The sequence below is a fragment of the Nocardia asiatica NBRC 100129 genome, assembly GCF_000308415.1.
Classification (GTDB): Bacteria; Actinomycetota; Actinomycetes; order Mycobacteriales; family Mycobacteriaceae; genus Nocardia; species Nocardia asiatica.
Window position 1 is genome coordinate 1 of record NZ_BAFS01000155.1, and the last position, 24,421, is coordinate 24,421.

The 24,421-nt window shown below is 70.5% G+C and carries 22 protein-coding genes; 8 read left to right on the forward strand and 14 right to left on the reverse strand.

Going from position 1 to position 24,421, the window contains the following annotated elements; genetic code table 11:
- The 7 genes from ON27_RS14580 to ON27_RS14610 form a co-directional block, all read right to left on the reverse strand.
- A partial coding sequence (locus ON27_RS14580; protein WP_043726294.1) for a non-ribosomal peptide synthetase occupies positions 1-4,055 on the reverse strand: 4,055 nt, incomplete at its 3' end.
- A 379-nt stretch (positions 4,056-4,434) separates the two neighbouring features.
- Complete coding sequence (gene lnt / locus ON27_RS14585) at positions 4,435-6,117, reverse strand: apolipoprotein N-acyltransferase (RefSeq protein WP_051046591.1); 1,683 nt, start codon at positions 6,115-6,117, stop codon at positions 4,435-4,437.
- A gap of 1,017 nt (positions 6,118-7,134) precedes the next feature.
- A complete protein-coding gene (locus ON27_RS14590) occupies positions 7,135-8,733 on the reverse strand; it encodes an amidohydrolase (protein WP_043726258.1) in 1,599 nt (532 codons plus the stop codon).
- A 40-nt stretch (positions 8,734-8,773) separates the two neighbouring features.
- Positions 8,774-9,028 (reverse strand): hypothetical protein, encoded by a 255-nt coding sequence (locus ON27_RS14595; RefSeq protein WP_043726260.1) that lies wholly within the window; start codon positions 9,026-9,028, stop codon positions 8,774-8,776.
- Positions 9,029-9,085: 57 nt separating this feature from the next.
- Positions 9,086-9,568, reverse strand: coding sequence for an FxsA family protein (locus ON27_RS14600; RefSeq protein ID WP_043726263.1), 483 nt, complete (start codon positions 9,566-9,568; stop codon positions 9,086-9,088).
- Between the two features lie 92 nt (positions 9,569-9,660).
- Complete coding sequence (locus tag ON27_RS14605) at positions 9,661-10,320, reverse strand: response regulator (RefSeq protein WP_043726264.1); 660 nt, start codon at positions 10,318-10,320, stop codon at positions 9,661-9,663.
- Between the two features lie 129 nt (positions 10,321-10,449).
- A complete protein-coding gene (locus ON27_RS14610) occupies positions 10,450-11,622 on the reverse strand; it encodes a sensor histidine kinase (RefSeq protein ID WP_043726266.1) in 1,173 nt (390 codons plus the stop codon).
- A gap of 117 nt (positions 11,623-11,739) precedes the next feature.
- On the opposite strand from ON27_RS14610, the gene ON27_RS14615 reads away from it, so the two are divergent.
- The gene (locus ON27_RS14615) at positions 11,740-12,507 is read left to right on the forward strand and encodes a TSUP family transporter (protein WP_043726268.1); all 768 of its coding nucleotides are present in this window, start codon (positions 11,740-11,742) and stop codon (positions 12,505-12,507) included.
- Here the strand turns inward: ON27_RS14615 and ON27_RS14620 are convergent, their stop codons facing one another.
- Complete coding sequence (locus ON27_RS14620) at positions 12,508-13,155, reverse strand: TetR/AcrR family transcriptional regulator (RefSeq protein WP_245559952.1); 648 nt, start codon at positions 13,153-13,155, stop codon at positions 12,508-12,510.
- Between the two features lie 176 nt (positions 13,156-13,331).
- Between ON27_RS14620 and ON27_RS14625 the strand changes: the two genes are divergently transcribed.
- Both ON27_RS14625 and ON27_RS14630 read left to right on the forward strand, forming a co-directional pair.
- On the forward strand, positions 13,332-14,861 hold the full coding sequence (locus ON27_RS14625; protein WP_043726271.1) for a TldD/PmbA family protein: 1,530 nt from the start codon (positions 13,332-13,334) through the stop codon (positions 14,859-14,861).
- Between the two features lie 68 nt (positions 14,862-14,929).
- The gene (locus ON27_RS14630) at positions 14,930-16,246 is read left to right on the forward strand and encodes a metallopeptidase TldD-related protein (protein ID WP_051046593.1); all 1,317 of its coding nucleotides are present in this window, start codon (positions 14,930-14,932) and stop codon (positions 16,244-16,246) included.
- Positions 16,247-16,255: 9 nt separating this feature from the next.
- Here ON27_RS14630 and ON27_RS14635 read toward each other — a convergent pair whose 3' ends face one another.
- Together ON27_RS14635 and ON27_RS14640 are read right to left on the reverse strand one after the other, a co-directional pair.
- Entirely contained in the window at positions 16,256-16,639 is a 384-nt protein-coding gene (locus ON27_RS14635; protein WP_043726274.1) for a PPOX class F420-dependent oxidoreductase, read from the reverse strand.
- Between the two features lie 66 nt (positions 16,640-16,705).
- Positions 16,706-17,254 carry a PadR family transcriptional regulator gene (locus ON27_RS14640; RefSeq protein WP_043726276.1) on the reverse strand — a complete coding sequence of 183 codons (549 nt, stop codon included), beginning with the start codon at positions 17,252-17,254 and terminating at the stop codon, positions 16,706-16,708.
- A gap of 105 nt (positions 17,255-17,359) precedes the next feature.
- Between ON27_RS14640 and ON27_RS14645 the strand changes: the two genes are divergently transcribed.
- Complete coding sequence (locus ON27_RS14645) at positions 17,360-18,076, forward strand: DUF8817 family protein (RefSeq protein ID WP_043726278.1); 717 nt, start codon at positions 17,360-17,362, stop codon at positions 18,074-18,076.
- 17 nt (positions 18,077-18,093) lie between these two features.
- Here the strand turns inward: ON27_RS14645 and map are convergent, their stop codons facing one another.
- Positions 18,094-18,858: a type I methionyl aminopeptidase gene (gene map, locus ON27_RS14650; RefSeq protein ID WP_043726280.1), complete on the reverse strand. Its 765-nt coding sequence runs from the start codon at positions 18,856-18,858 to the stop codon at positions 18,094-18,096.
- Between the two features lie 103 nt (positions 18,859-18,961).
- Here map and ON27_RS14655 point away from each other — a divergent pair, with 103 nt between their 5' ends.
- Positions 18,962-19,225, forward strand: a complete 264-nt coding sequence (locus ON27_RS14655) for a helix-turn-helix domain-containing protein (protein WP_043726282.1) — start codon at positions 18,962-18,964, stop codon at positions 19,223-19,225.
- A gap of 124 nt (positions 19,226-19,349) precedes the next feature.
- On the forward strand, positions 19,350-20,120 hold the full coding sequence (locus ON27_RS44755) for a histone deacetylase (protein WP_245559953.1): 771 nt from the start codon (positions 19,350-19,352) through the stop codon (positions 20,118-20,120).
- Here ON27_RS44755 and ON27_RS14665 read toward each other — a convergent pair.
- Entirely contained in the window at positions 20,054-21,325 is a 1,272-nt protein-coding gene (locus tag ON27_RS14665) for a PucR family transcriptional regulator (protein WP_051046589.1), read from the reverse strand. The two genes, ON27_RS44755 and ON27_RS14665, sit on opposite strands and share 67 nt — an antisense overlap.
- A gap of 208 nt (positions 21,326-21,533) precedes the next feature.
- On the opposite strand from ON27_RS14665, the gene ON27_RS14670 reads away from it, so the two are divergent.
- Positions 21,534-21,911 carry a hypothetical protein gene (locus ON27_RS14670; protein ID WP_043726284.1) on the forward strand — a complete coding sequence of 126 codons (378 nt, stop codon included), beginning with the start codon at positions 21,534-21,536 and terminating at the stop codon, positions 21,909-21,911.
- A 13-nt stretch (positions 21,912-21,924) separates the two neighbouring features.
- On the opposite strand, the gene ON27_RS14675 is transcribed toward ON27_RS14670, so the two are convergent.
- Both ON27_RS14675 and ON27_RS14680 read right to left on the reverse strand, forming a co-directional pair.
- Complete coding sequence (locus ON27_RS14675; protein WP_043726286.1) at positions 21,925-22,875, reverse strand: FAD-dependent oxidoreductase; 951 nt, start codon at positions 22,873-22,875, stop codon at positions 21,925-21,927.
- A gap of 74 nt (positions 22,876-22,949) precedes the next feature.
- Positions 22,950-23,285, reverse strand: a complete 336-nt coding sequence (locus ON27_RS14680) for a hypothetical protein (protein WP_157227192.1) — start codon at positions 23,283-23,285, stop codon at positions 22,950-22,952.
- Between the two features lie 142 nt (positions 23,286-23,427).
- On the opposite strand from ON27_RS14680, the gene ON27_RS14685 reads away from it, so the two are divergent.
- On the forward strand, positions 23,428-24,421 hold a 994-nt coding region (locus ON27_RS14685; protein ID WP_043726291.1), incomplete at its 3' end, for a glutamate--cysteine ligase 2.

A 24,421-nucleotide genomic window follows, 5' to 3' on the forward strand; every position in this document is an offset into this window, starting at 1 on the left:
GTGCCGATCGCGACGTCAGCACTGGCGCACAGCCGCGACAGCAGAGTCGCCAGCGCCGCGTGCAGCACCATGAACATGCTCACGCCCCGGCTGGCCGCCAGTTCGATGGCGCCGCGGCGGATCTCGGCGGGAATGGTGAACTCGACCCGGCCGCCGACGGTCGATCTGTGCAGTGGGCGCGGGCGGTCCAATGGTAGGTCGAGCTGCTCGGGAAGCCCCGCGAGCGCCGAACGCCAGTGCGTCAGCTGGCGGCTGAGCGCACTGGCGGGATCGTTTTCCTCACCGAGTAATTCGCGCTGCCAGAGCGCGAAGTCGGCGTACTGCACCGGCAGTTGCGTCCACTGCGGCGCGACTCCTTTCGCGCGCGCCGACACCGCCGTCATCAGGTCTTTGGCCAGCGGCGCGATGGACCAGCCGTCACCGCAGATGTGATGCAGCACGATGAGGAAGACGTGCCGCTGCGGACCGGTGCGGTAGAGCGCCACCCGGATGGGGGCCTGGCTGCGCAGATCGAAGCCGTATCCGGCGAACTCGGTCGCCAATCCGGCCACGTCGGCGGCGGTGACGTCGACCGGGTCGAGCGTCAGCGGGATGGCCGCCGCCGGATGGATCAGCTGATAGGGCCCTTCCGGCACTTCCGGGAACGTGGTGCGCAGGCTCTCGTGCCGCTCGATGACGTCGACGAGGCCCGCGCGCAGCGCGGCGACGTCCAGCGGCCCCTCCACCTCGACGGCCAGCGGCATGTTGTACGCGGCGGCGTGCTCGGAGAACCGGTTCAGGATCCACAACCGCTGTTGCGCCTGGGACAACGGGATTCGCTCCGGCCGCTCGGCGGGCGCCAGGCGCGGCGAGGAGGCGTCGACGGTCTGCGTGGCGAAACGCCGGGTGAGCGCATCGATCGTCGCGGCCTCGAACAGGTCCCGGATGGTCAGCGCGGTGCCGAGGGCCGCGTTGATCCTGGCCACCGCCCGCGCGGCGATGAGCGAGTTGCCGCCCAGGTCGAAGAAATTGTCCTCGATGCCGACGTCGGTGTCGAGCACCTCCGCGAAGATGCCCGCCAGCACCCGCTCGACCTCCGTGCGCGGCTCGGCGATCGGCCGGATCGAGCGCGCGGCGCTCACGGGGGCGGGCAGCGCCTTGCGATCGATCTTGCCGTTGGCGCTCAGCGGTAGCTCGTCGAGCTCCATCAGCACGGACGGCACCATGTACCCGGGCAGCGTGTGGCGCAGTGCCGTGAGCAGTGCGGCCGTGTCCAGCCGGGCGCCGTCGTCCTCGTGCTTCGCCGCGACCACGTAGGCCACCAGCTCGTCACCGGTGCGTCCGGTGTGCGCCACGCACACCGCGCGCGCGACCTTCGGGTCGTCGAGCAGGGCGGCCTCGATCTCGCCGAGTTCGATGCGCAAGCCACGGATCTTCACCTGGAAGTCGCTGCGGCCCAGGTATTCCAGCACACCGGGCTCGGCGGCGGAGCGGCCGATCTGCCAGCGTGCCAGGTCGCCGGTGCGATACATCCGTGCGCCCGGGGTGAACGGATCGGCCACGAACCGGTCCGCGGTGAGACGCGGCTGCCCCAGGTAACCACGGGCCAACTGGACCCCCGCGAGGTACAGTTCACCGACCACGCCGGGCGGGACGGGCTGCAACCGGTCGTCCAGCACATAGGTCCGGGTGTTCCACACCGGCGAGCCGATCGGCACGGCGCTCGCGTCCGGCGGGCACGCCCAGTAGGTGACGTCCACGGCGGCCTCGGTCGGACCGTACAGGTTGTGCAGTTCGGCCGCGGGTAACGCCGCGTAGAACTCCCGCACCGCCGCGGCGGGCAGCGCCTCGCCACTGCAGAACACCCGGTGCAGGCCGGCGCAGCCGCCCAGATCCGCCTCGGTGACGAACACCGAGAGCATGGACGGCACGAAATGGGCTGTGGTCACGCCCTTTTCGGCGATGATCCGCGCGAGGTACGCCGGATCGCGGTGACCGTCCGGCGCGGCGACGACCAGCCGCGCCCCGACCTGCAGGGGCCAGAAGAACTCCCACACCGACACGTCGAAGGTGGCGGGGGTCTTCTGCAACACGACGTCGGCGCGCTCCAGCGGGTACTCGTGCTGCATCCAGCGCAAGCGGTTGACGATCGCGGCGTGCGGCACGCCCACGCCCTTCGGCGTTCCGGTCGATCCGGAGGTGAAGATCACGTAGGCGAGATGGCCGGGGCGCAATTCGGCCCTGCGGTCGGCGTCGGTCACCGGGGCGTCGTCGAAGTCCGACAACGGCGTGGTGTCGATGTCCAGCCGGGTCGCGATCGCGGGCAGCTCGACCTCGTCGCGGGCCGCGGTGAGCACGCACAGCGGCTCGGCCTGACGCACGATCTGCCCGATCCGTTCGGCGGGGTGCTCGGTGTCCAGCGGCAGGTACGCCGCGCCCGCCTTGACGATCGCGTACATGCCGACCACCAGGTCGATGCTGCGGCGCAGGCACAGGCCGACCGTCACGTCGGGCCCGGCGCCGCGCTCGATGAGCAGCCGGGCCAGGCGGTTGGCGCGCGCGTCGAGTTCGGCGTAGGTCAGCGCCTCGTCGCCGAATTCCAGCGCGATCGCCTCCGGGTCGGACGCCACCCGCTCGGCGAACAGGCTCGCCAGCGTGCCCTCCTGCCGGGGCGCCTCGGTGGCGTTCCAGCCGTCCACGACCCACTGCCGCTCGGTCGCGGTGATCGCGGCCAGCGACTCGGCGGGTGTCGTGGCGTCGGCCGCCAGGAACCGGCCGAGGAAGTCCAGGTAGCGCGCGTGATGCACGCTCACCTCGGCTTCGCCGTAGAGGCGGGGATTGGCTTCGAAATCGACGTGCAAGCGCCCGCCCGCGCCGTTGTAGACGTTGACCGACAGGTCCTCCACCGGGCCGGTGGCCAGCACGTGCATGGAGCCGACCAGGCTGCCGAACCGCAGCTCGTCGTGGAACAGCATCAGGTTGACCATCGGGCCGAAGAATCCGCGGGCGTCGCGGGAGTAGCCGCTGTCGCGCCGGATGTCGTCGTGCCGGTAGCGCTGATGACGCAGGGCGCCGGTGATCTGCAGCTCGGCCGCCTTCACCAGGTCGCCGATCGTGGTGGCGTCGTCGAACCGCAGCCGGATCGGCACGACGTTGGAGATCACGCCCGCCGAGCGGCGCAGCGACACCGTGGTGCGTGCCGAGACCGGCAGGCTCAGGACCACGTCCGGATTGCCCGTCACCGATCGCACGTAGGTGGCCAGCGCCGCCACGAACATCGCCGAGTCGGTGGTGTTCCACGCGCTGGTCGCCACCTCGATCGCGGCGTGCTGTTCGTCGTCGAGCACGGCGGTGGCCAGCCTGCGGCCCGCGTCGTGGGTGGCGGCGCCGAGGCGGGCGCCGCCCAAGCTCACCGGTTCCCCCACGCCCGACAGCTGGCCGAGCCAGTAATCGCGATCGTTCTGGAAGCGGCTCGAGTCGTGATAGCGGGCTTCGTCCGCGTATATCTCGGCCAGCGGTGTCGCCCGCGAGGCGACCGGCTCGGTGTGGTTCTCCAGCGCGGTGTAGATCTCCGCGGTACGGGTGAGCGCGTTCATCGCGCCGTAACCGTCGATGACGATGTGGTGGGCGTACGAATACCAGATGTAGTCGGACTCGCCGATGCGCAGGACCGCGTTGGAGGTCAGCGGGTCGCGCTCCAGATCGATCGGCGAGCTCGTGTGCTCGTGCATCCAGCGCAGCGCCGCGGCGTACGGATCGGACTCCCGGCGCAGGTCGATGCGGACCCAGCCCGGCCGGTGCACCGGATCGACGATCTGATACGGAGTGCCATCCCTCTCCACCAAGCGAAGCTGACCCACCTGGGTCTCGGCCCCGAAACGCTCGATCGCGTACAGCAGCCGTCCCTCGTCCAGGTCACCGTGGATCTCGACGTACTGGGAGATCGTCAACGGTACGTCGGGGCGAATGCGCTGCGCGTACCAGAGAGCTGTCTGCGCGGGCGACAGAGCAAACGGTTGTGCCGAAAATTCGCCGGATGAACATTGGTCGACGCGATCCGTGGCCAATGAACTCATCAATCACTCCGTTCTGCCGCTGTTGACGCAACTCCCCGAGCACCGCTCCAGCAAGCGCACGCGCGCCAGCCGGAGGACGTGATCCACGCCCTATGATTCGGAGCATCGCATCTGCCGGATTGCCGACGTTTTGGATTTGTTTCACATCCAACGTCCTTGGCAGAAGGCCACTTTGGTTGGTTACATTTCCGCAAACATTGCGACTCAACTGGGTCGAACCGAAGCAAAACGGGCCATGACCAGACGGTTCGATGGTACGCCCAAGATCGCTTTTGTTGTCAGGCGAACAGTGCGCAACTCATTTCCCCACCTTCACTTTCGGGGCGGTGGGGGGCAAGAACATACCGAATGCTCGGTTATCGGCAAATCGGTAGGCGATCTATCTGCCGCCGACGGCTTGACGGCCGATTCGCGCGCCCGCGCGCGCTGACCGCCGCCGGATGGCCGCGGCCAGCGCGGCGGCAGCCGTCAGAATAACGAAGATCCGCTCCGGCGCAGGCCCTATTCGCGTTGCGAGAGTACTTTCATCGCGCAGCGGCAGCTCCGCGACCAGTGCGGCGGGCACGAATAACGCGGTTTCCTGCCGCACGCTGCCGTCCGCGGCGATAATGGCGCTGACACCCGAGGTGGCCGCGACGACCAGCGCCCGACCGTGCTCGACGGCCCGGATACGGGACATGGCCAGCTGCTGATAGGTCATCTCGCTGTCGCCGAAGGTCGCGTTGTTGGTGGGCACGGTGAGCAGTTGCGCGCCGGCTCGCATCGCGTCTTCGAACGACCGGTCGAAGGCCACCTCATAGCACGTCGCGACACCGATGTCGATACCCGCCGCGCGCACGACTCCATCACCATTGCCCGGCACGAAATAGCCCGCACGGTCAGCGTATTCGGAGAAAAGCCGGAAGAAACTCCGCATCGGCAGATATTCGCCGAAAGGCTGGATGATCTTCTTGTCGTGCCGTTCACCCGGGCCCGCGGCGCCGTTCCACACCATCACCGAGTTGGTGGTGGTCCGATCCGAGTTGATCAGCACCGCGCCGACCAGCACGGGCGCGCCGATCCGCTCGGAGGCCGCGGTGATCAGGGCGGCGGCGTCGGCGTTGCGCAGCGGGTCGATGTCGGAGGAGTTCTCCGGCCAGATCACCACGTCCGGGCGCGGGGCTCGACCAGCGGCCACCTCGGCGGCCAGTTCCTCGGTGCGCCGGACGTGGTTGTCCAGCACTGCCCGCCGCTGTGCGTTGAAGTCCAGCCCCAGGCGCGGCACGCTGCCCTGGATCGCCGCGACCGTGACCGTTCTGTCGCCCGCACCTGGATGGGGCAGCGCGGACCCGAGCAGCAGACCGGCAAGCGGCATGAGGAGCAGGGTGAAAGCCGCGGCGGCGTAGCCGAGTCGGGGGACGGGAGTGCGCCCGCGCGAAGCGGCCGCTACCGGACTGCCGATCCCGGCATCGGCGGTTCGACGCTCGGCGCCGGGAACGCGAGCCGACCACAGCAGCGTGACCAGCGCCGCGGTTCCGGTTCCGGTGAGCGCGACGGCGAACCCGACCAGCGGGGCGCCGCCGACCGCCGCCAGCGGCAAGAACCAGCCGTCGGCCTGACCGAAGGCCACACGGCCCCACGGAAATCCACCGAAGGGGAAGCTCGATCTAGCCCATTCGGCCGCGGTCCAGGCCGAGGCCACCCACAGCGGCCAACCTGGCAGCGTGCCGACGAGCCGGGCGAGCAGACCGAACACGCCCAGGTAGAGCGCGCAGACGGTGGACAGCGCCAGCCAGGGCGCCGGACCGACATAGATGCCGGTCCACGGCAGCAGTGGGACGAAAAACCCCAGCCCGGCCAGCAATCCGTATCCGAAGCCCGCCCGCAGACGGCCGTCACCACGTACGGTGAGCGTGAGCATCGCGATGCCGAGGGGCGCGAGGAACCACCACGGCCGAGGCGGAAAGCTGCCGAACAGCAACAGCCCCGCGCAGCTCGCCGCCACCGCGCGCGCCGCTACCGGATGCCCGCCTACCACCGCGGACCCCTGCCGCGCCCACTCGAGCACCCGTTCTCGCACCATCACCCGGCCACTGTCCGCCATCGGACCGGCATGCGCCAGTCGGCCTCCGACCGTGCCCGTGCCGATCGAACCGAAGCCCACACCGGATGGGAGCCGTCACGGGTCCGCCAAGGGACGGACCGCGTCAGCAGCGGGGTGACGTTCATCACACGGAACGCCAAGCCCGCCATGCCTCGCACGCGTATGGACGCAGCGGCACACTGGTCGGCGTGTGTGCGCCGCGCGGCGTGTCGAGTCCGCGCGACCGGCGCGGCGGAGGCCCGACGCGGAAAACCGCGAGCCCCTGCCCTGTCATCAGGTATCCACTCATTGATCGCCGCACGCCCTCGAATCGTTAACCGCCGCCGCCACGAGATCGGCGCGCCGGTCGGACCGCGCCGGACGAACCCGCGCCTTGCGGCCGAAACCCGCGCACTGGAGGCCTGCGCTCGCGCTGGCAGATCGGGCCGTCCAGCTCGGTGACGCGGGTACGCGACGAATGCACGCCGTAGTGGAAACCGCGGCACTGCCGAGGGAGGTTCCGCCGTTATCCGACCGGCATCTCGACGCCGCGGCATCGTGCTTCCATGCTCGCGCTCCGGCAATAGGACGCGCCGATCGTCCCCGAAACCGCCGCGCACCGCCCTGGCACGCAGTGCCATCCAGCCTTTCCCGTTCGCGCCGTCGCGCGCCTCGGCTGCCCCTGCGGCAGGCCGGGTCGCCTGCCGCGGATGGGCTGACGAACAGCGGGCGATCGCCGCTCGACCGTCCTGCGCCCGGGTTGCCGCTCCGTCGCTGACGAACCCGCACATCGCCCGCACCGCAGCTGCGCTGCCCGGCAACCAAATCCGAGAAACCTGGTTACCGCACTCTGCCGGGTGCCGTACCGCACCACGCGATAGTGGGCCCGCGCCCGCACGGCGGCGTACCTCCGGCCGCTGTCGCTCCACAAGCGGGTAGAGGGCGCGTGTCGAGCCGCGTTCGCGTCGATCACGCACCCGAACGCCGCACCGAGGACAGTCGCGAGCCACCGGCGGCTCACTTCGCATAGATCGTCGCTCCCCGGTGCACGGTGCGCAGACAGGTGGGCAGCGGTGCGCCCGGCTCCAGCGCGGGCAGCCCGGGTACCCGCGACCGCGGATCGGTGGACCAGCGCTGCACCGAGTCGGCGGCCGCGGCGACGACGAGTTCGGCCGCGTCCCAGACCGCATAGGAGGCGGGCGCGCCGGGGACCAAGGTGCCCGCCACTCCGTCGCGGACTCCGCCCGCACGCCACGCGCCTCGGGTGGCCGCGGCGAAGGCCGCCCGGGGGGACAAGCCGTGCGTGGGTGTGCGATGGTTCGAAGCCGCTCGCACCGCCGCCCACGGATCGAGCGGGGTCACCGGAGCGTCGGAGCCGATCGCCAGGGCGACGCCCGCGGCCGCCATGGCGGCGAACGGGTTCAGCACGGCGGCGCGCTCTGCGCCGAGGCGCGCGGCGTACATGCCGTTCGATCCGCCCCACGCCGCGTCGAATCCCGGTTGCACGCTGGCTATCACACCCCAGCGCGCCAGCTGTGCGATGTGTTCGCCGTCGATCAGTTCGGCGTGTTCGACACGGTGGCCGAGCGCCGCGACCGCGGGGCCGCCGAGTTCGGCGGCAACCCGTTCGATCCCCGCGACGACCGCGTCCATGGCGGCGTCGCCGATCGCGTGGAATCCGGCCTGGATACCGGCGACAGTGCAGGCGCGGACATGGTCGGTGATCGCATCGGCGTCGAGGTAGCTTCGGCCGCAACCGGACTCGTCGGCATAGGGCGTCCGCAACCAGGCGGTGTGCGAGCCGAAGGACCCGTCCACGAACAGGTCACCGCCGAGCGCGTGCACACCGAGTTCCTCGATCAGGGCGCGCGCCTGCTCGGCGCTGCGCACCGCCTCGCCCCAGTAGGCCCTGACCTCGACACCGTGCTCGAATTCGAGCAGTTCGCGTACGTCGGCGCTTCCCGCGATCTCCGGACCCGCGCATTCGTGGACCGCGACGACGCCGTGGGCGGCGGCGCGATCCAGCGCCGCGGCGCGCGCTCGATCCCGTTGCGGCCGGGACAAACTCGCGAGGGCGGTGGTACGCACCAGGTGGTGGGCCGCGGCGCGCACGGGCGCGCCGCGGGTGAAGCCGTCGGTCGCGGCCAGTCCGGGCAGCGCGTCCAGCAGCGCGGAGGACGCCACCGCGGAGTGCGCGTCCACCCGCGAGAGGTAGACGTGCCGACCGGCGCCCGCCGCCGCGTCGATCTCCTCGACCGTGGGCGGCCGCCCCTCCGGCCACGTGGTCTCGTCCCAGCCGTCGCCCAGAACGGCGCCGTCCGGGTGCGCCTCGGCGAACTCGCGCAGCAGCCGCAGGCACTGCGCGAGCGACCGCGCGGCCGACAGATCGAGGCCGGTCGACTTCAGGCCCAGTGCCGTGACGTGCACGTGCGGGTCCACGAACGCTGGAGCGACGAAGGCGCCGTCGAGATCGATGATCTCGGCGTCCGGGTGCAGCGCGCGACCGGGTTGTTCGGCGCCCAGCCAGACGATGGTGCCGTCGCGCACCGCCATCGCGGTGGCGTCGGGTGAGCTGGCACTGTAGAAACGACCGCCGATCAGTAACTGGGTACCCACGAGGCACCAGTCTGCCGTACGCCCGATGCGGCGGTTCCGGTCAGCCGTTCAGCACGGGGCGGCGCGCCAGATCCTCCGGCTGCGCCAGCACCGCCATCACCTCCGCGTACTCCGGCGGCGCGCCACCGGTCCCCCCGGCCGCCGCGGGCAGGCAGCCCGCCTCCACGGCGATCAGCTCCAGCCGCAGGGCCGCGGCCGTGAATCCGGAAATCGACTGTCCCGCACTGGCCGCCGCTCGTTTGACCGCGGCAGCCAGCTCCTCGCTCACCGTCACGGTGAGTTGCTCGGTGGCCATCGCGCCACGATAGCCCTTCGCGCCGCCGCGGGGAACCAGGTGCGGCCGAGTTCTCGCTCAGGACGGAGTGATCGCGCGGCGGGCGGTGCCCCGGCCGTCGTCGTACCACTGCCCCACCACGACGCCGTCGACCACCTCACCCGCGTCGATCACCACGCCGCGGTAGGGCGCGGCGGCGGCGAGCCTGCGGAAGCGCCGCGCGGCGAATGCCGTGACCAGCGGACGCAGCAGCGATCGCGTAGGAGGCAGCAGCAGGAGCAGGCCGAACAGGGAGGTCACCAGGCCGGGCACGAACATCAGCACCCCGCCCGCCGCCACCAGGGCGCCGTCGGCCACGGCGGCGCCGGGCGCCACTTCCCCGCGAGCGGCCCGGCGGAACTGCTCGAACACCCGCCGCCCCTGCGCGCCGACCAGCAGCAAGCCCGCGGCCGACCCCGCGATGAGCACCAGAACGGTCGGCAGCACGCCGATCAGCTGACCGACCGCGACCAGCGTGGCGACTTCGACGACGACATACAGCACGAACAACAGGGCGGGCATGGCGATCCTTTCGGACGATCTACCCGTGCAACGTCCCGTGCCGAAGTTTTTCTCCCTGATCGCCTGATAAGTCGCTGTGAGATGCGCCCGCGTCAGCCGCCGGGCCGCACCAGCCCGGTCTCGTAGGCCAGCACGACGGCCTGAACCCGGTCGCGCAGACCGAGTTTGGTGAGCACCCGGCCCACGTGCGTCTTGACCGTGGCCTCCGACAGGAACAGCTGTTCGGCGATCTCGGCGTTGGAACGCCCGGCCGCGATCTGCTCGAGCACTTCCCGCTCGCGGGCGGTGAGCACGTCGAGCACGCCCGGGTCGCGGGTGCGAGCCGGATCCTCCGCGATGAGCCGGTCCAGCAGGCGTTTGGTGACCTTCGGCGAGACCACGGCGTCACCGGCGGCGACGCTGCGGATGGCCGAGACGAGGTCCTCCGGCGGGGTGTCCTTCAACAGGAATCCGCTCGCCCCCGCGCGCAGCGCGCCGAGCGCGTGCTCGTCGAGGTCGAAGGTGGTCATGACCAGTACCCGGCTGCCGTGTCCGGCCTCCACGATCCGGGTGGTGGCGACGACCCCGTCCACGACGGGCATCCGCACGTCCATCAGCACGACGTCCGGCCGCAGTTCCGCCGCTCTGGCGACCGCGGCGGCGCCGTTGGCCGCCTCACCGATCACTTCGATGTCGGGGTGCGCGCCGAGCACCATCTTCAATCCCATACGCATGAGTTCCTGGTCGTCTACGACGAGAACGGTGATCGGCACGTCCCCAATGTAACGTGACCCCATCGGCGCGCTGGATGACCCGCGCTGCGAAGGGGCTCGTACACAAGGCCGATGCGGCACGAGAACGCATGCGGCGCAGCAGTTTCGACGTCCACTGAGCGGACCCGCTCACTCCGCCGGACCTGGTTGCAGTGGAATGCTCGCGTGCACCCGCCACGCTCCGTCGGGGTCGCGGCCCGCGTCCAGACTGCCGCCCAGCACGGCGACTCGTTCGCGCATCCCGACCAGGCCGAGCCCGCTGCCCTCGATCCGGGTGCCCGGGTCCGACAGCGGCACCCCGCCGGTGTCGGTGACATCGATCAGCACGTCGGCGTCGGTGCGGCGCACCCGCACCCACGCCTTGGGGTGCGGTCCGGCATGCCGCAGCGTGTTGGTCAGCGATTCCTGCACGATGCGATGCACGCCGAGACTCACCTCGGGCGCGATGTCGTCGAGTTCCCCGGTCAGCTCGAGTTCGACGGCCAGACCGGTGCCGCGCATCATCTCCACGACCTTGGCGATACCGGCGGTGCCGTGCTGGGGTAGCTGGTCGGGAGCGTGCTCGGTACGCAGCAGGGCCACGGTTCTGCGCAATTCGCGCAGCGCTTCGCGGCCGGTGCCCGCGATGGTGGTGAGCGCCTGTTCGGCCGCGTCCGGGTCGCGGCGCAGCGCGTACTTCGCGCCGTCGGCCTGCACGATGATCACGCTCACCGCGTGGGCGACCACATCGTGCAGTTCCCGTGCGATGCGGGTGCGCTCGGCCGCGACGGCGTCGTGCGCGCGGCGCTCCCGGTCGTAGTCGGCGACCGCGAGGCGTGCCGCGACCTCGGCGTCGTAGGCGTGCCGCGCGCCGATGAACTCCGCGAGGGTCCAGGACAAGGCGTAGAACATGGCGGTGAACACGATGTCGGGGCCGGAGGGTTTCCCGAGCGCCACGACCGCGAGCGCGAGATCCACCGCCAAGCCGAGCCCGTACCACAGCCCTTCCCGCCTCCCCACGTAGGCGACCAGCGTGTACAGCATGATGCCGTGGGACAGCAGCGCGATGTGCTCGGCGTCGTCCTCGGCCAGAAAACCCACCAGCGACGCCGTCAGCGACAGCGCCAAGGTGGCGGCCGCCATGGCGCGCGGGTACACCCGGCGCAGGACGAGCGGCAGCGGAAGCAGCACTCCGATGGCCAGGTAGGCGAGCTTGTCGTGGGCGTTGGTCACGCCGATGATCTCGAGCAGCAGGAGGAACGCCGCCAGCACCGAATCGGCCACGACGGGCTGGCCCCGGAGCCACAGACTGAAACGACGCACCGGATCAGCCTAGGTGCGCCCGGCACGCGGGCACGCCGACCGGCGGACGCCGACCATCGCGATCTCTCGCGCGGGCGCCCGGCGAACCCCGTCTCACCGGTCTGGTTGTCTGGCGGGGTGGAGATCGGAGACTGGGCGGTTCTGTTGACGGCGGCGACAGCCGCCGGATGGGTGGACGCGGTGGTGGGCGGCGGCGGGCTGATCGTCCTGCCGACGCTGTTCGTGGTGGCCCCCGGCATCGCGCCGCAGACCGCGCTGGGCACCAACAAGCTCGCGGCGGTCGCCGGTACCAGCGCCTCGGTGCTGACCTTCGCGCGCAAGGTGCCGATGCGCTGGCGGGTGCTGCTGCCCGCGGCCGTGATCGCCGCGGCGGCGGCCGCGGCGGGCGCCGCCGCGGTCTCGCTGATCGACCGCGAGCTGTTCGTGCCGATCGTGATGGTGGTGCTGGTCGGCGTCGCGGTGTTCGTCACGCTCCGGCCGTCGATCGGCGTCACCTTCGCCACCCACCCGCCCACCCGGCGCAAGGTCGTCCTCACGGTCGCGCTGGCGGCGGGGCTGATCGGCTTCTACGACGGCCTGCTCGGGCCCGGCACCGGGACGTTCCTGATCATCACCTTCGCGACCCTGCTCGGCACCGAGTTCGTGCGGGCGGCCGCCATGGCCAAGGTGATCAACTGTGGCTCCAACCTCGGCGCTCTGCTCTTCTTCGGCGCGACCGGGAACATCCTCTGGGCGCTCGGCGCGGGGATGGCGGTGGCGAACGTCCTCGGCGCCGTGGTCGGCGCGCGCATGGCACTGCGCAAGGGCGCCGAGTTCGTGCGCATCGTGTTGCTGGTGGTGGTGATCGGAATGGTGATCCGGCTGGGCTGGCAGCAGTTCGGCTGATCAGCCCACCGGTTCGACGTGATGGGTGGCCAGCCAGGGTTGCAACACCCGCGAGGTCGTCTCGTGGATCTTGCGGTGCAGTCGCTCGCCGTCCTCGACACAGGTCACCGGCTGCTGGAACAACACCGTCAACGCACCCGACACCGCGCCCACGACCGCGCCGACCAGCGCGGCGGCGCCGACCTCGTCGAGTTCGGCGGGGAACGCCTTGTGCAACTGCCTGGCGATCTCCCGCTGGGTGACCAGCTGGGCATGCGCGGCGCGTCCGCTCACGGCGGGGACGGTGCGCGACACCTGGGCGCGCAGCGCACCGATCCGGGCATGGAGATCGTCGACGAGGTGCTCGCCGGGGTTGTCCCCCGCTGCGCGCAGCGCGCGCAGCAAGACCTCCACCGGACGTTCCCCGGGACGCCTGCCGGCGATCGCGACCACCGCGGCGCGCACCCGCTCGTCGGATTCCGGGAAGAGCAACTCTTCCTTGCTGGCGAAATAATTGAAGAAGGTGCGCGTGCCGACGTCCGCCGCGGCGGCGATGTCGGCCACCGTGGTCTCCTCGTAGCCTCGGGTCTCGAACAGCTCGGCTGCGGCCTCCAGAATGGCTCGGCGGGTACGTTCGCGTTTGCGGTCACGAAGGGGGGATGGCGGCACGCGGGCACAGTACGGCATCCGGCGAGCAACATGCCGGAAGCGCGAGTGTCGCGCGCGCCGTTCGCTCTGCGCTCCTGGGGTACTCCGCGCGAACTTCCGCACGCGATGCGCTTTTCCACGGCGCGGGACCACCACGCGGGCACGCGCGCCGGGCGGCACCGACTAGGTTGGTGCGGGTGAGCATCGCGACATCCAGAGACGTCGACGCCGAGTTCCTCGACCTGCCGCTGGCCGCGCTCGCCGACGCCGCCCTCGCCGCGGCCACGGCGGCCGGCGCCGAGCACGCCGACCTGCGGGTGCACCGCCTGGTGACCCAATCGATCCGGTTGCGCGACGGCCGCGTCGAGTCCGTCACCGACAGCACCGAGCTGGGCTTCGCCGTGCGCGTGATCGTGGACGGCACTTGGGGTTTCGCGTCCCACGCCGCGCTCACCCCCGACACCGCCGTCGAAGTGGCGCGCACCGCCGTCACCGTCGCGACCACGCTGCGGGCGCTCAACCGCGAACGCGTCGAACTGGCCGACGAACCCCGCTACGCCGACGCGCGCTGGGTATCGGCCTACGACCTGGACCCGTTCACCGTGCCGACCGGCGAGAAGGTCGCACTGCTGCAGGACTATTCGGAGCGCCTCTCGCACGCCGACGGCGTGGATCACGTCACCGCGAGCGTGCTGCAGGTCAAGGAACAGACTTTCTACGCCGACACCGCGGGCTCCTCGATCACCCAGCAGCGGGTGCGGCTGCACCCGAGCCTCGAGGCGATCACGGTGGACACCTCGGCGGGGGTGTTCGAGACGATGCGCACGCTGGCCGCGCCGGCGGGCCGCGGCTGGGAGTACGTCACCGGCGCCGACGGCGTGTGGGACTGGGACGGCGAACTCGCGCGGATCCCGGAGTGGCTGGCCGAGAAGGTCAAAGCGCCCAGCGTGCAGGCCGGGCCGGCCGACCTCGTCATCGACCCCACCAACCTGTGGCTGACCATCCACGAGTCCATCGGTCACGCCACCGAGTACGACCGGGCCATCGGCTACGAATCCGCCTACGCGGGAACCTCTTTCGCGACTCCCGACCAGCTCGGCACGCTGCGCTACGGCACCCCGGTCATGCACGTGACCGGCGACCGCACCGAAGCGCACGGGCTGGCCAGCGTCGGTTACGACGACGAGGGCGTGGCCGGGCAGCGCTGGGACCTGGTGCGCGACGGCGTGCTGGTCGGCTATCAGCTGGACCGGGTGTTCGCACCGCGGCTGGGTCTGGACCGGTCCAACGGCTGCTCGTACGCGGACTCGGCGCATCACGTGCCGATCCAGCGGATGGCCAACGTCTCGCTGCAACCGGATCCGGACCACGACACCACCACCGAGGAGCTGATCTCCCGGGTGGACGACGGCCTGTACATCGTCGGCGACAAGTCCTGGTCGATCGACATGCAGCGCTACAACTTCCAATTCACCGGACAGCGATTCTTCCGCATCCGCGGCGGCAAGCTGGACGGCCAAGTGCGCGATGTCGCCTATCAAGCCACCACCACCGACTTCTGGGGTGCGATGGAAGCGGTCGGCGGGCCGTCCACCTGGCAGCTCGGGGGCGCGTTCAACTGCGGCAAAGCGCAACCCGGCCAGGTCGCCGCGGTCAGCCACGGCTGCCCGTCGATCCTGGTGCGCGGGGTCAGCATTCTCAACACCCGGACGGAGGCAGGGCAGTGAGCGACGATCTGTTCCCCGCGAGCGCGACCGTGGAACGGGCGCTGGCGCTGTCGCGCGCCGACGAGGCGATGGTGATCGTCCGCGACGAGCACGAGGCGTCGCTGCGCTGGGCCGGGAACTCCATGACCACCAACGGGTCGTCGGTGTCGCGGAACTGGGCGGTGATCTCGGTGTTCCGTGCCGGGCCCAACCTCGCCCGCGTCGGCACCATCGCCTCGACCAGCGTGGACCCCGACGACATCGAGGGGGTCGTGCGCGCGAGCGAAGCGGCGGCCCGCGGCGCCGAGCCCGCGCGCGACGCGATGCCGCTGCTCGAGCCGGACGCCGTCGAGGACGACTGGGACGACCCGGCGAGCGGCACCGGCATCGAGGTGTTCACCGATCTGGCCGATGGCTTGGCCACGGGGTTCGACAGCGCCGACCGCCTCTACGGTTTCGCCCACCATCAGATGCACACCACGTGGCTGGGCACTTCGACCGGCATCCGCCGCCGCTTCGTGCAACCCACCGGTTCGGTGGAGATCAACGGAAAGCGCGGCGAGGGTGCCGATCTGGCGAGCGCGTGGGTCGGGGTGGGCACCGCCGACTTCACCGACGTCGACGTGTCAGGTCTGCTCGCCGATCTCTCTCGCCGCCTGGACTGGGCCAAACGCAAGATCGAGCTGCCCGCGGGCCGCTACGAAACGCTGCTGCCGCCCTCGACCGTCGCCGACCTGATGATCTATCTGGCCTGGTCGATGGAGGGGCGGGGCGCGCAGGAGGGCCACACTGCGTTCGCGCGAGCGGGCGGGACCAGGGTCGGCGAGCGCCTCAGCGGCATTCCGCTCACGCTCTACTCGGATCCGTACGCCCCCGGGCTGGAGTACCGCCCGTTCGTGGCGGCGACCGCGTCATCGGAATCGATGTCGGTGTTCGACAACGGCCTGCCCGCCGAGCGCGTCGACTGGCTGCGCGAGGGCGTGATCTCCGCGCTGATCTATCCCCGCGCCACCGCCGCCGAGTTCGACGCGCCGCCCACGGTCCCCGGAGAGAACCTGCTGCTCACCGGCGGCTCGGACGCCACGATCGACGACATGATCGCCCGCACCGAGCGCGGCCTGCTGCTGACCACGCTGTGGTACATCCGGGAGGTCGATCCGGCGACACTGCTGCTGACCGGTCTCACCAGGGACGGGGTGTACCTGGTGGAGAACGGCGAGGTCACCGCCGCGGTGAACAACTTCCGGTTCAACGAGAGCCCGCTGGACCTGCTCCGGCGGGTGAGCGAGGCGGGCGCGACCGAACTCACGCTGCCGCGCGAATGGAAGGACTGGTTCACCCGGACCGCCATGCCGCCGTTGCGGATTCCCGACTTCCACATGTCGTCGGTCAGCCAGGCGACCTGAGGCCGGAGGTCAAGCGGCCGGGGTGATCTCGATGCCGATGGTTCCGGATTTGCCGCGCCGCAGATTGCTGCCGAGGATGATCAGCGGACCGGTGAGCCAGTACTTGCGCCGCAGCAACTTGCGCACCCGCTCGGTGCCCTCGGCGTCGAGGATCCGCCCGGTGCCCTCGACCACAGCGCCGTGCGGCTTGCCGGTCGCGCTGCACGGTTGCAGGGTGACTGCCGGATTGCGCCGCAGACGCTTGACCTTCCAGCTGTCGGTCACGGTCCAGACGTACAGTTTGCCGTTCTCGGCGACCGCCCACACCGCGGTGCCGACCGGCGTCCCGTCCTTGCGGAAGGTGGTCAGCAGCACGTAGTCGGCCTTCGCGACGGCGTCCAGCGAATTCGTCATGTCGGCAGCGTATCCCGCGTCCCGGCGCGGCGAGCGACGCGAAGTGCACGGCGCCTCGCCGCGGACCTACTCCGGCATCCGGTACTCTCCCGCTTCCAAGCGGGCCAGCACTCCGTCGGTCCACTTCGACAAGTTGTCGAAAACGCTGCTCCACAACTCCAGCAGATCGGTCGCGTGCGGCGCCTCGTACCGCCCGGGGAAGTCCGGGACCATGGCCAGCAGGCCGGCGCGCAGCTCCTCGCTGCGGCCGCGCTGTTCCCGCAGCTTCGCGATGACGTGCGACCGGGGCAGCGCGTCCATGAAGGCGATGGCCGCCCCCAGTTCCTCCATGTCGATGCTGACCAGCGCCTCGTCCATGAGCCTGCGGAACTCGGCCTCCCCCGCCTCGGTCAGCTCGAACAGGGTGCGCCCCGGCCCCTGGTCACTGTGCTGCGTGCCGAACGCGCTCAGCTTTCCTTCGCGCGAAAGCTGCTTGAGCGCGTGGTAGATCGAGCCCGGTTTGACGTTCGTCCAGGTCTCCGCGCGCCAGGACAGCAGTTCCTGACGCACGGCGTAGCCGTGCACGGGCTGACGCAGGCGCATCACCCCCAGCACCAGTAGGCGCACGACGGACACGGCGCACTCCTTTCCTTCGGCATAGGAGGGTAATCAAGTTTGAGTTCCGGCCCACGACCGCCCTACACTTAGCTAGTCAAATTTGAATACCGCAGGAGGAAGTGGATGGCCGACACGGCAGTGCCGCAGCTCTGGACCGCAGATCTATCCGGCACGCTGGACTTCTACAAGACGCTGGGCTACACCGTGACCCACGAGCAGATCCGCCCCTACGTCTACGGCGTCGTGGAAGATCACGGTTGCGCGCTGCATTTCGTGTCGCTGCCCAAGGACGGCGACATACCCGCCGAACGGGCCGGCTGCCTGGTCATGGTGGACGACGTCGCGAGCAGGCATCAAGCCTTCACCGCGGCGCTGCGCAACCGCTACGGCAGGATTCCCGCGAAGGGCCTGCCGCGGATCACCCGCTTCCGGCCGGGACAATCCCGGTTCACCATCGTCGACCCGGCGGGCAATCAGGTGATCTACATCCAGCGCGACGAACCCCCGAAAGTGGAATACGGCGGATCCAAGGAACTCGACGGACTGGCCAGGGCGCTGGACAACGCCCGCATCCTGCGCGACTTCAAGACCGACGACAAGGCCGCCTTCCGCGTGCTCGAAGTCGGTCTCGGCCGGTTCCGGGCCGAAGCACCGCGACTGGAGGTGGCCAGGGCGCTGGCGGCGCTCGCCGAACTGGCCGTCGCGGACGAGGACCCCGGCCGCGCCGAACAGTTCCGGTCCGAGCTGCGCGCGATGGGATTGTCCGCCGAGGAACGCGCGTCCGTCGCCGACGAGCTGCGCGCCTCCGACGATCTGGCCGCCTGGTTGTCCGGCCCGTGACCCGCCGGACACCGCACTCACGCCGCGGTCAGTACTTGCGGCCCGTCCGGCGTGATCGCGACGGTGTGTTCGGAGTGGGCCGTGCGGGAACCGTCCGCCGAGCGAATGGTCCAGCCGTCGGGATCGGTCACGATGCGGTCGGTCGTGCGCGCGAACCAGGGTTCGATGGCGATGGTGAGTCCCGGCCGCAGCCGATAGCCGCGCCCGGGGCGGCCCTCGTTGGGCACGTGCGGGTCCTCGTGCATGGTCCGGCCGAGGCCGTGACCGCCGAATTCGGTGTTCACCGGGTAGCCGTGAGCGCGGGCCACCGCGGCGATGGCGGCGGAGATGTCGCCGATGCGATTGCCCGGCACCGCCGCCGCGATCGCCGCGGCCAGCGCCTCCTCGGTGGCTCGCACCAGCCGCAGGTCCTCGGGCGCGGGTGTGCCCACCACGACCGTGGTCGCCGAATCGGCGACCCAACCCTCGACGCCGGCCGCGAGGTCCATGCTCAGCACGTCACCGTCGCGCAGCGAGTAATCGAACGGAAGCCCGTGCAGCACGGCGTCGTTCACCGAAAGACAGACCGTGTTGCGGAACGGCCCGCGCCCGAACGAGGGCGCGTAGTCCCAGTAGCAGGACTGCGCGCCGCGCTCCCGGATGCGCTCGCGCACGTGCGCTTCGAGTTCGAGCAGGTTCACCCCCACCCGGGCGCGCTCACGCAATTCGGCGAGCACATCGGCGACGAAGCGCCCCGCCACTCGCATCCGCGCGATCTCCGCGGGGCTCTTCAACTCGACCATTGTTCCTCCAGGCTCGGTATTTTAATACCACGATAGCCTGGTCGGTATTCTAATACCAGCCGCGCCGCTTGCGGTATATAAATACCGTCCGTAGCCTGAGCGCATGGTCCGCCTTCCCTTGACGCCCGCGCAGATCGAGGCAGGCCGCCGCCTCGGCGCCGCCCTGCGCGCCGCCCGCGCCGACCGCGACCTCGCCGACGTCGCCCGCGCCGCCGGGATCTCCCCGGAAACGCTGCGCAAGATCGAGACCGGCCGGTTGCCCTCCCCCGCCTTCGGCACGGTGGTCGCGTTGGGCCAGGCGCTGTCGGTCCCGCTCGACGACCTCGCGGACATCTGGCGGTCCGCGGGACTGGCCGAGTCGGCCTGAGGCGTCGGCTTCGGAGCGATCGCGATACCGGCGGACGTGTTGTCGCCGCGCGGCAGCTCGTGCCCGCGAATGGCGGGTTCGCCGAGGATGCGCGCGTGGCGGCGAGAAGCCCACAATGGAGGCCATGACGGCGTGGCACCCCGACGGCTCCGCCGCTGCGGCGGCCCGAGCGGAACCGGACGCGGACCGGCGCGATTCGCGCGCGGATCTGGTCTGGTACGCCGCGTACGGCTCGAACATGAGCCTGGCCAGGTTGCGCGCCTACCTTCGTGGCGGCAGACCCGAAGGAGGAGCACTCACCTTCCCCGGCTGCCGCGACCGAGCCGACCCGATCCGCTCGATCCCGCTGCGCCTGTCCGGCGTGCTGTACTTCGCGACCGAATCGCTGACCTGGACCGGCGGTCGCGCGTTCTACGACCCGGGCTGTCCGGGCGAGATCGCCGTGCACGCCCATCTGCTCACGGCCGCGCAGTTCTCCGACATCGTGGCGCAGGAGATGTACCGCGCCCCGGGCACGCGGGTGAGCCTGACCGAAGTGATCGAGACAGGCAGCACGACGCTCGGGCCGGGCCGCTACGAAACCCTGGTCTGCGCGGGAACCCACGCGGGGCACCCGGTGCTCACCTTCACCGCGCCCTGGCGCTATCGCGACGTGCCCGGCAATCCGCCCGCCGCCGCCTACCTGCGGCACTTGGCGGCGGGCCTGCGCGCCGCGCACGGCTGGTCCCGCCACGCGACCGCGGGCTACCTCGCCACCCGTCCCGGCGCCGACCGTCGATGGACCCCCGAGGCGGTCCACGCACTGCTCGGTGCCCGCGAACTCCTACCTTACGACGACACCACCGCCGTCCCGGCCCACCGGCCCACCGGCGTCTCGTCCTCGGAGTCGCGGTAGCTGCGTGCCACCAACGCGGCGCGCAGATACCAGACGCCGGAGGCCTGGGCGGGGTCGAATCCGGTGAGCTGTCCGATGCGCTTGAGCCGGTAGTCCACGGTGTTGGTGTGGATGTGCAGCGATCGCGCGGTGCGCTGGCGGTTCAGATTGGTGCCGATATGGCGTTTCAGCGTTTCCAGCAGTTCAGGGTGCTCGTCGAGTGGGTCGAGCAGGGTTCGGAGCGTTTCCAGCCCAGGACCCGGGCGGGTGAGCTGGTATTCCAGCGCCAGGTCGTCGAATCGGAACAGTCCGCGCGTCCAGCGCAGCCGCTGCACCATGTCGAGCAACTCGTGCGCGCGGTCGGCGGCCGTCGGCACCTCGACCGGCGTCGCGGCGATCACCGTCGCGGCGATCGGCACCTGGGCCGCGCGGCCGAGGCTCTCGACCAGTTCGTCGAGGGTCTTGTCCTCCGGCGACGCCGACGGCAGCAGGACGGTGCCACCGTCGACGCTGAGCAGCGACAGCGCCGTCTCACCGCAGCGGGTCGCCAGTTCGGATTGCACCCGGCGCAACTTCCGCCGCGCCACCACCGCACCGTCGAGCTGGGGGTTGCGCTCGTCCGGGTGGGGCGGGATGGCCAGCGCCAGTACGGAGTACGAGTCGGCGATCTGGATGCCGCATTCGCGTGCCATGGTGAAGGTGGGGTGCCCGCCGAGCAGGGCCGAGGCGAGCGTGTGCGCGGCCGTGTGATGCTCGCCGACCACGGCGCGCAGCTCGGTCACGTACGCCCGTGAGACGGTCGAGGTGATGGTGTCCAGGATCTCCAGCAGGCGGCGGCTGATGTCCTTGAGGCTGTCGAAGTCCGCGGCGGTCGCGTTCGCGACGATCAGATCGAAGCCGAGCTTGAATCCCTCGTGCACGGCGTGATGGATGGTGTCGATCGGAATGCCTTCCCGCGCCCAGCCCGCCGCGGCGTTGCGCAGCAGCAGGGTCTTCTCCGGGATGTCACCGCCGTCGAGCATGCTGACGGCCAGTTCCAGGCACAGGCGGGTGATGTTGGTGATGTCGCCGTTGAGCGCCTCGCCGGGTAGGGTCCGGCAGTGCGCCACGGTCTCGATGAAGTGGCCGACCATTTTGCGCGACAGATTCCGCACGTCGCGTAGTGAAGAACTGGCCGGGCGGCCCGACAGGGTCAGATCCGGACCTGCCGAATCGGTGATGGACATGTGACTCCTTCCCTCCCCGATCGCGGAAAGTACTCAACGGTAACTTGACCGGAACGACGTGCCGAGGGCCGAGCCCGCGGTTGGGGACACCGCCCCATCCCGGCGGCCGCTTTCTGTGAAGCATCACAACTCGTATTCGCGCGGTCGAAAACTTCCGATCCCCGTCGTAACGTCGGTAGCAGCAGGGTCGCCGGGCGGAGGGAGGGCCATGAATATCGGCCCGCACGAAGAAGATCGCGTCATCGCCGAGGCGTCCGCGAGATTCGATCGCGGCACCGATCGCGGCGGCCCCGACGCGCTGATCCGAATGGGATTGGAACTGGCGCTCGTGCTGGTCGACGCGGCCGAGGCCGCGGGAAGTCTGGCGCTGGGCCGGTTCGAGCACGCGGCCGCCCGGTGCGCCAAGGCGGGCATCCCGATCGAGACCGTGCACGCCGTCCTGCGCGACAGTGTCGACGCGGGTCTGGCGGCGCCCGCGACCGGCTCGCCGGAGCGCCGCACGCCGCGTGAGCGAGTCGAACCCGGTGTCCTCAGCGAATTCCTGGAGGCGCTGAACTCCGTGGTGGCGCGCAGTTACGCCGGCTGACCCGGCCCGCCGTTCAGAGCGCCGCGACGAGAGCGGCGCTCTCCAGCGCGCATCCGTGACCGATGGTGATGCCGGAGCCGCCGTGACCGTAGTTGTGCACCACCGGTATGCCGGGCAGCGCGGTGGTGTCGAGTTCCACCCGGACCGCCCGGCGACCAGGACGCAGCCCGACCACGGTGCCCAGCACCGCACTGCCCGCGAGCGCGGGCGCCAGCTCCCGGCAGCGCCGCAGAATCGACTCGGTGAGATCGGCATTCGGCGTCGTGTCCCACTCGCCGGTGTCCAGGGAACCACCCAGGACACAGTCGTTCGCGCGCGGATGGACATAGGCCCGCCCCAGCGGGTGCGCCTCGTCGCGAATCGACACCGACAGTCCCGGGTTCGCGACCCGGACGATCTGGCCGCGGATCGGATACACCTCCGGGTCCGCCACGAGTTCCGCGGCTCGCAGACCGGCACAGTTCACCACGACGTCCGGTGACAGGTCGGCGAGATCGTCGAGGCGCCGCACGGCGCGCAGCACACGCCGGGCGCCCGCGGCGTCCACTCGCGCACTGAGGAACGGCAAGTAGGTCGGCATCTCCACCAGGGGCACCTCGAAACGGAACCCGAACCCGTAGCCGGGTGGCAGTTCGTCCCGCTCGGCCGATCGGAACGAGCGCACCGATCGCGACCACTCCGGAACAGCGGGCTCGTCGCGATACAGCGCCAAGGAGGCACACATGCGCACGCCCGGCGTCCCGACGGCAGCCAACCCGGCCAAGTGCCGGAAAGTCGTCTCGCTCCAGTCCCGGACACGATCGGGCGGGCCCGCGGCGGTCGGAAACCACACCGCTGCGGCCAGGAAAGACGTCGTCGCGGTGATCGGCTCGGCGCTGACGACGATGACCTCGTGGCGGCCCCGGAGCAGTTCGGCCGCGGTGGACAAGCCCGAGATGCCCGAGCCGAGGACGACGATCCGCATGGGAGCGAGACTATCGAGCCGGTCCGTCCCGCGCGGTTTCCGCAGCACCGCCCGTGGGAGGCGCGGGGTGGCGGTCAGTCGGCGTCGTCGAGCGAGGTGACGCCGGTGGTCATGGCGACCATCGGCCACTGCGGCCCGACGCAGGTCGCGACCACGGTGCTGCCCGCAGCGAAACCGCCGCGGCTCTCGCCGGTCCGGGCCACGTCCACCCGCGGACCGGCCTGCTCGGCCGACCCGATCAGCACACAATCCCAATTCTCCGCCGACGGCTGGCTGCCCACCGCGATGGCGCCCTCCTCCTGGGTGTCCGCTGACAACGTCGGGCCCGCGGCTGCCAGCCCCGCGCCACCGGCGGCCAACACCACGGCGCAACCCCCGGTCACGGCGAGACGTAGAGCGATCCGAAACATAGGACATCTCCTCTACCTACGGCCCCCTTGCCGTTCGCGTTGCCGCCCTCCGAGCGTTCAAACCGCGCGGGGAACGCGGACTCACTCGGGACCAGACCGCGATCAGCTGACTAGCCGACCGGGCCGTGGGTATGCGAACGGCATGGACGATGGCCGCCTGACCGTGGGTGTGGAAGAGGAGTTTCTGCTCGTGGACCCACATACCGGCGAACCGCTGGCACGCAATGTCGAGGTGGCGCACACCGCGGAGGAACTCGGCATCGACCTGCAACTCGAACTCACCCGCTGCCAGGTGGAGGCCAGCACCGCCGTCCACACCGACATCGGCGAGCTGCACCGGCAACTGCGCGAATTGCGCCGCGGCATCGCCACGTGCGCCCAGCGCAACGACGCGCGCCTGCTCGCCGTCGGCATCCCACCGACCGTCCCGCACGAGTTCCCGGTCACCGATACCCCGCGCTACCAGCGCATCGCCGAGAACTTCGGCATGCTCGCCCACGAGCAAGGGCTGTCGGGTTGCCACGTGCACGTCGGCGTCCCCGACGCCGAGACCGCGATCCAGGTCAGCAACCACCTGCGGCCCTGGCTGCCGCAACTGCTCGCCATGACCGCGAATTCGGCGATCTACCGCGGCACCGAGACCGGCTTCGCCAGCTGGCGCAGCATCCTGTGGCGACGCTGGCCCAGCGCGGGGCCGCCGCCGTACTTCGAGTCCGCGCGGGACTACGAGGCGATGGTCGCGATGATGCTCAACAGTGGCAGCATTCTGGACAAGCAGATGGTCTACTGGGACGTCCGGCCGTCGGTGTCGTTCCCGACCGTCGAGATACGGGTCAGCGACATCCCGGCGACGGTCGAGGAAACCGCGCTCTTGGCGGCGCTGGTGCGCGCGATCGTCGTCACGGCGCGCAGGGCGCTGGCCGCCGGGCAGGTCGCGCCGCCGGTGCCCGCCGAAGTGCTGCGCGCGGCGTACTGGAAAGCGGCGCGTTCGGGACTGGCCGGAGACGGTGTCGATCCTCGCGACGGCAACGTGGCGCCGGTGCGCACCTTGCTGAACCGGCTGATCGACCACGTCGCCCCCGGCGCCTGGGAGGAGGCCGGTGACCGCGAGTTCGTCGACGCGGCGTTCGCTCGCC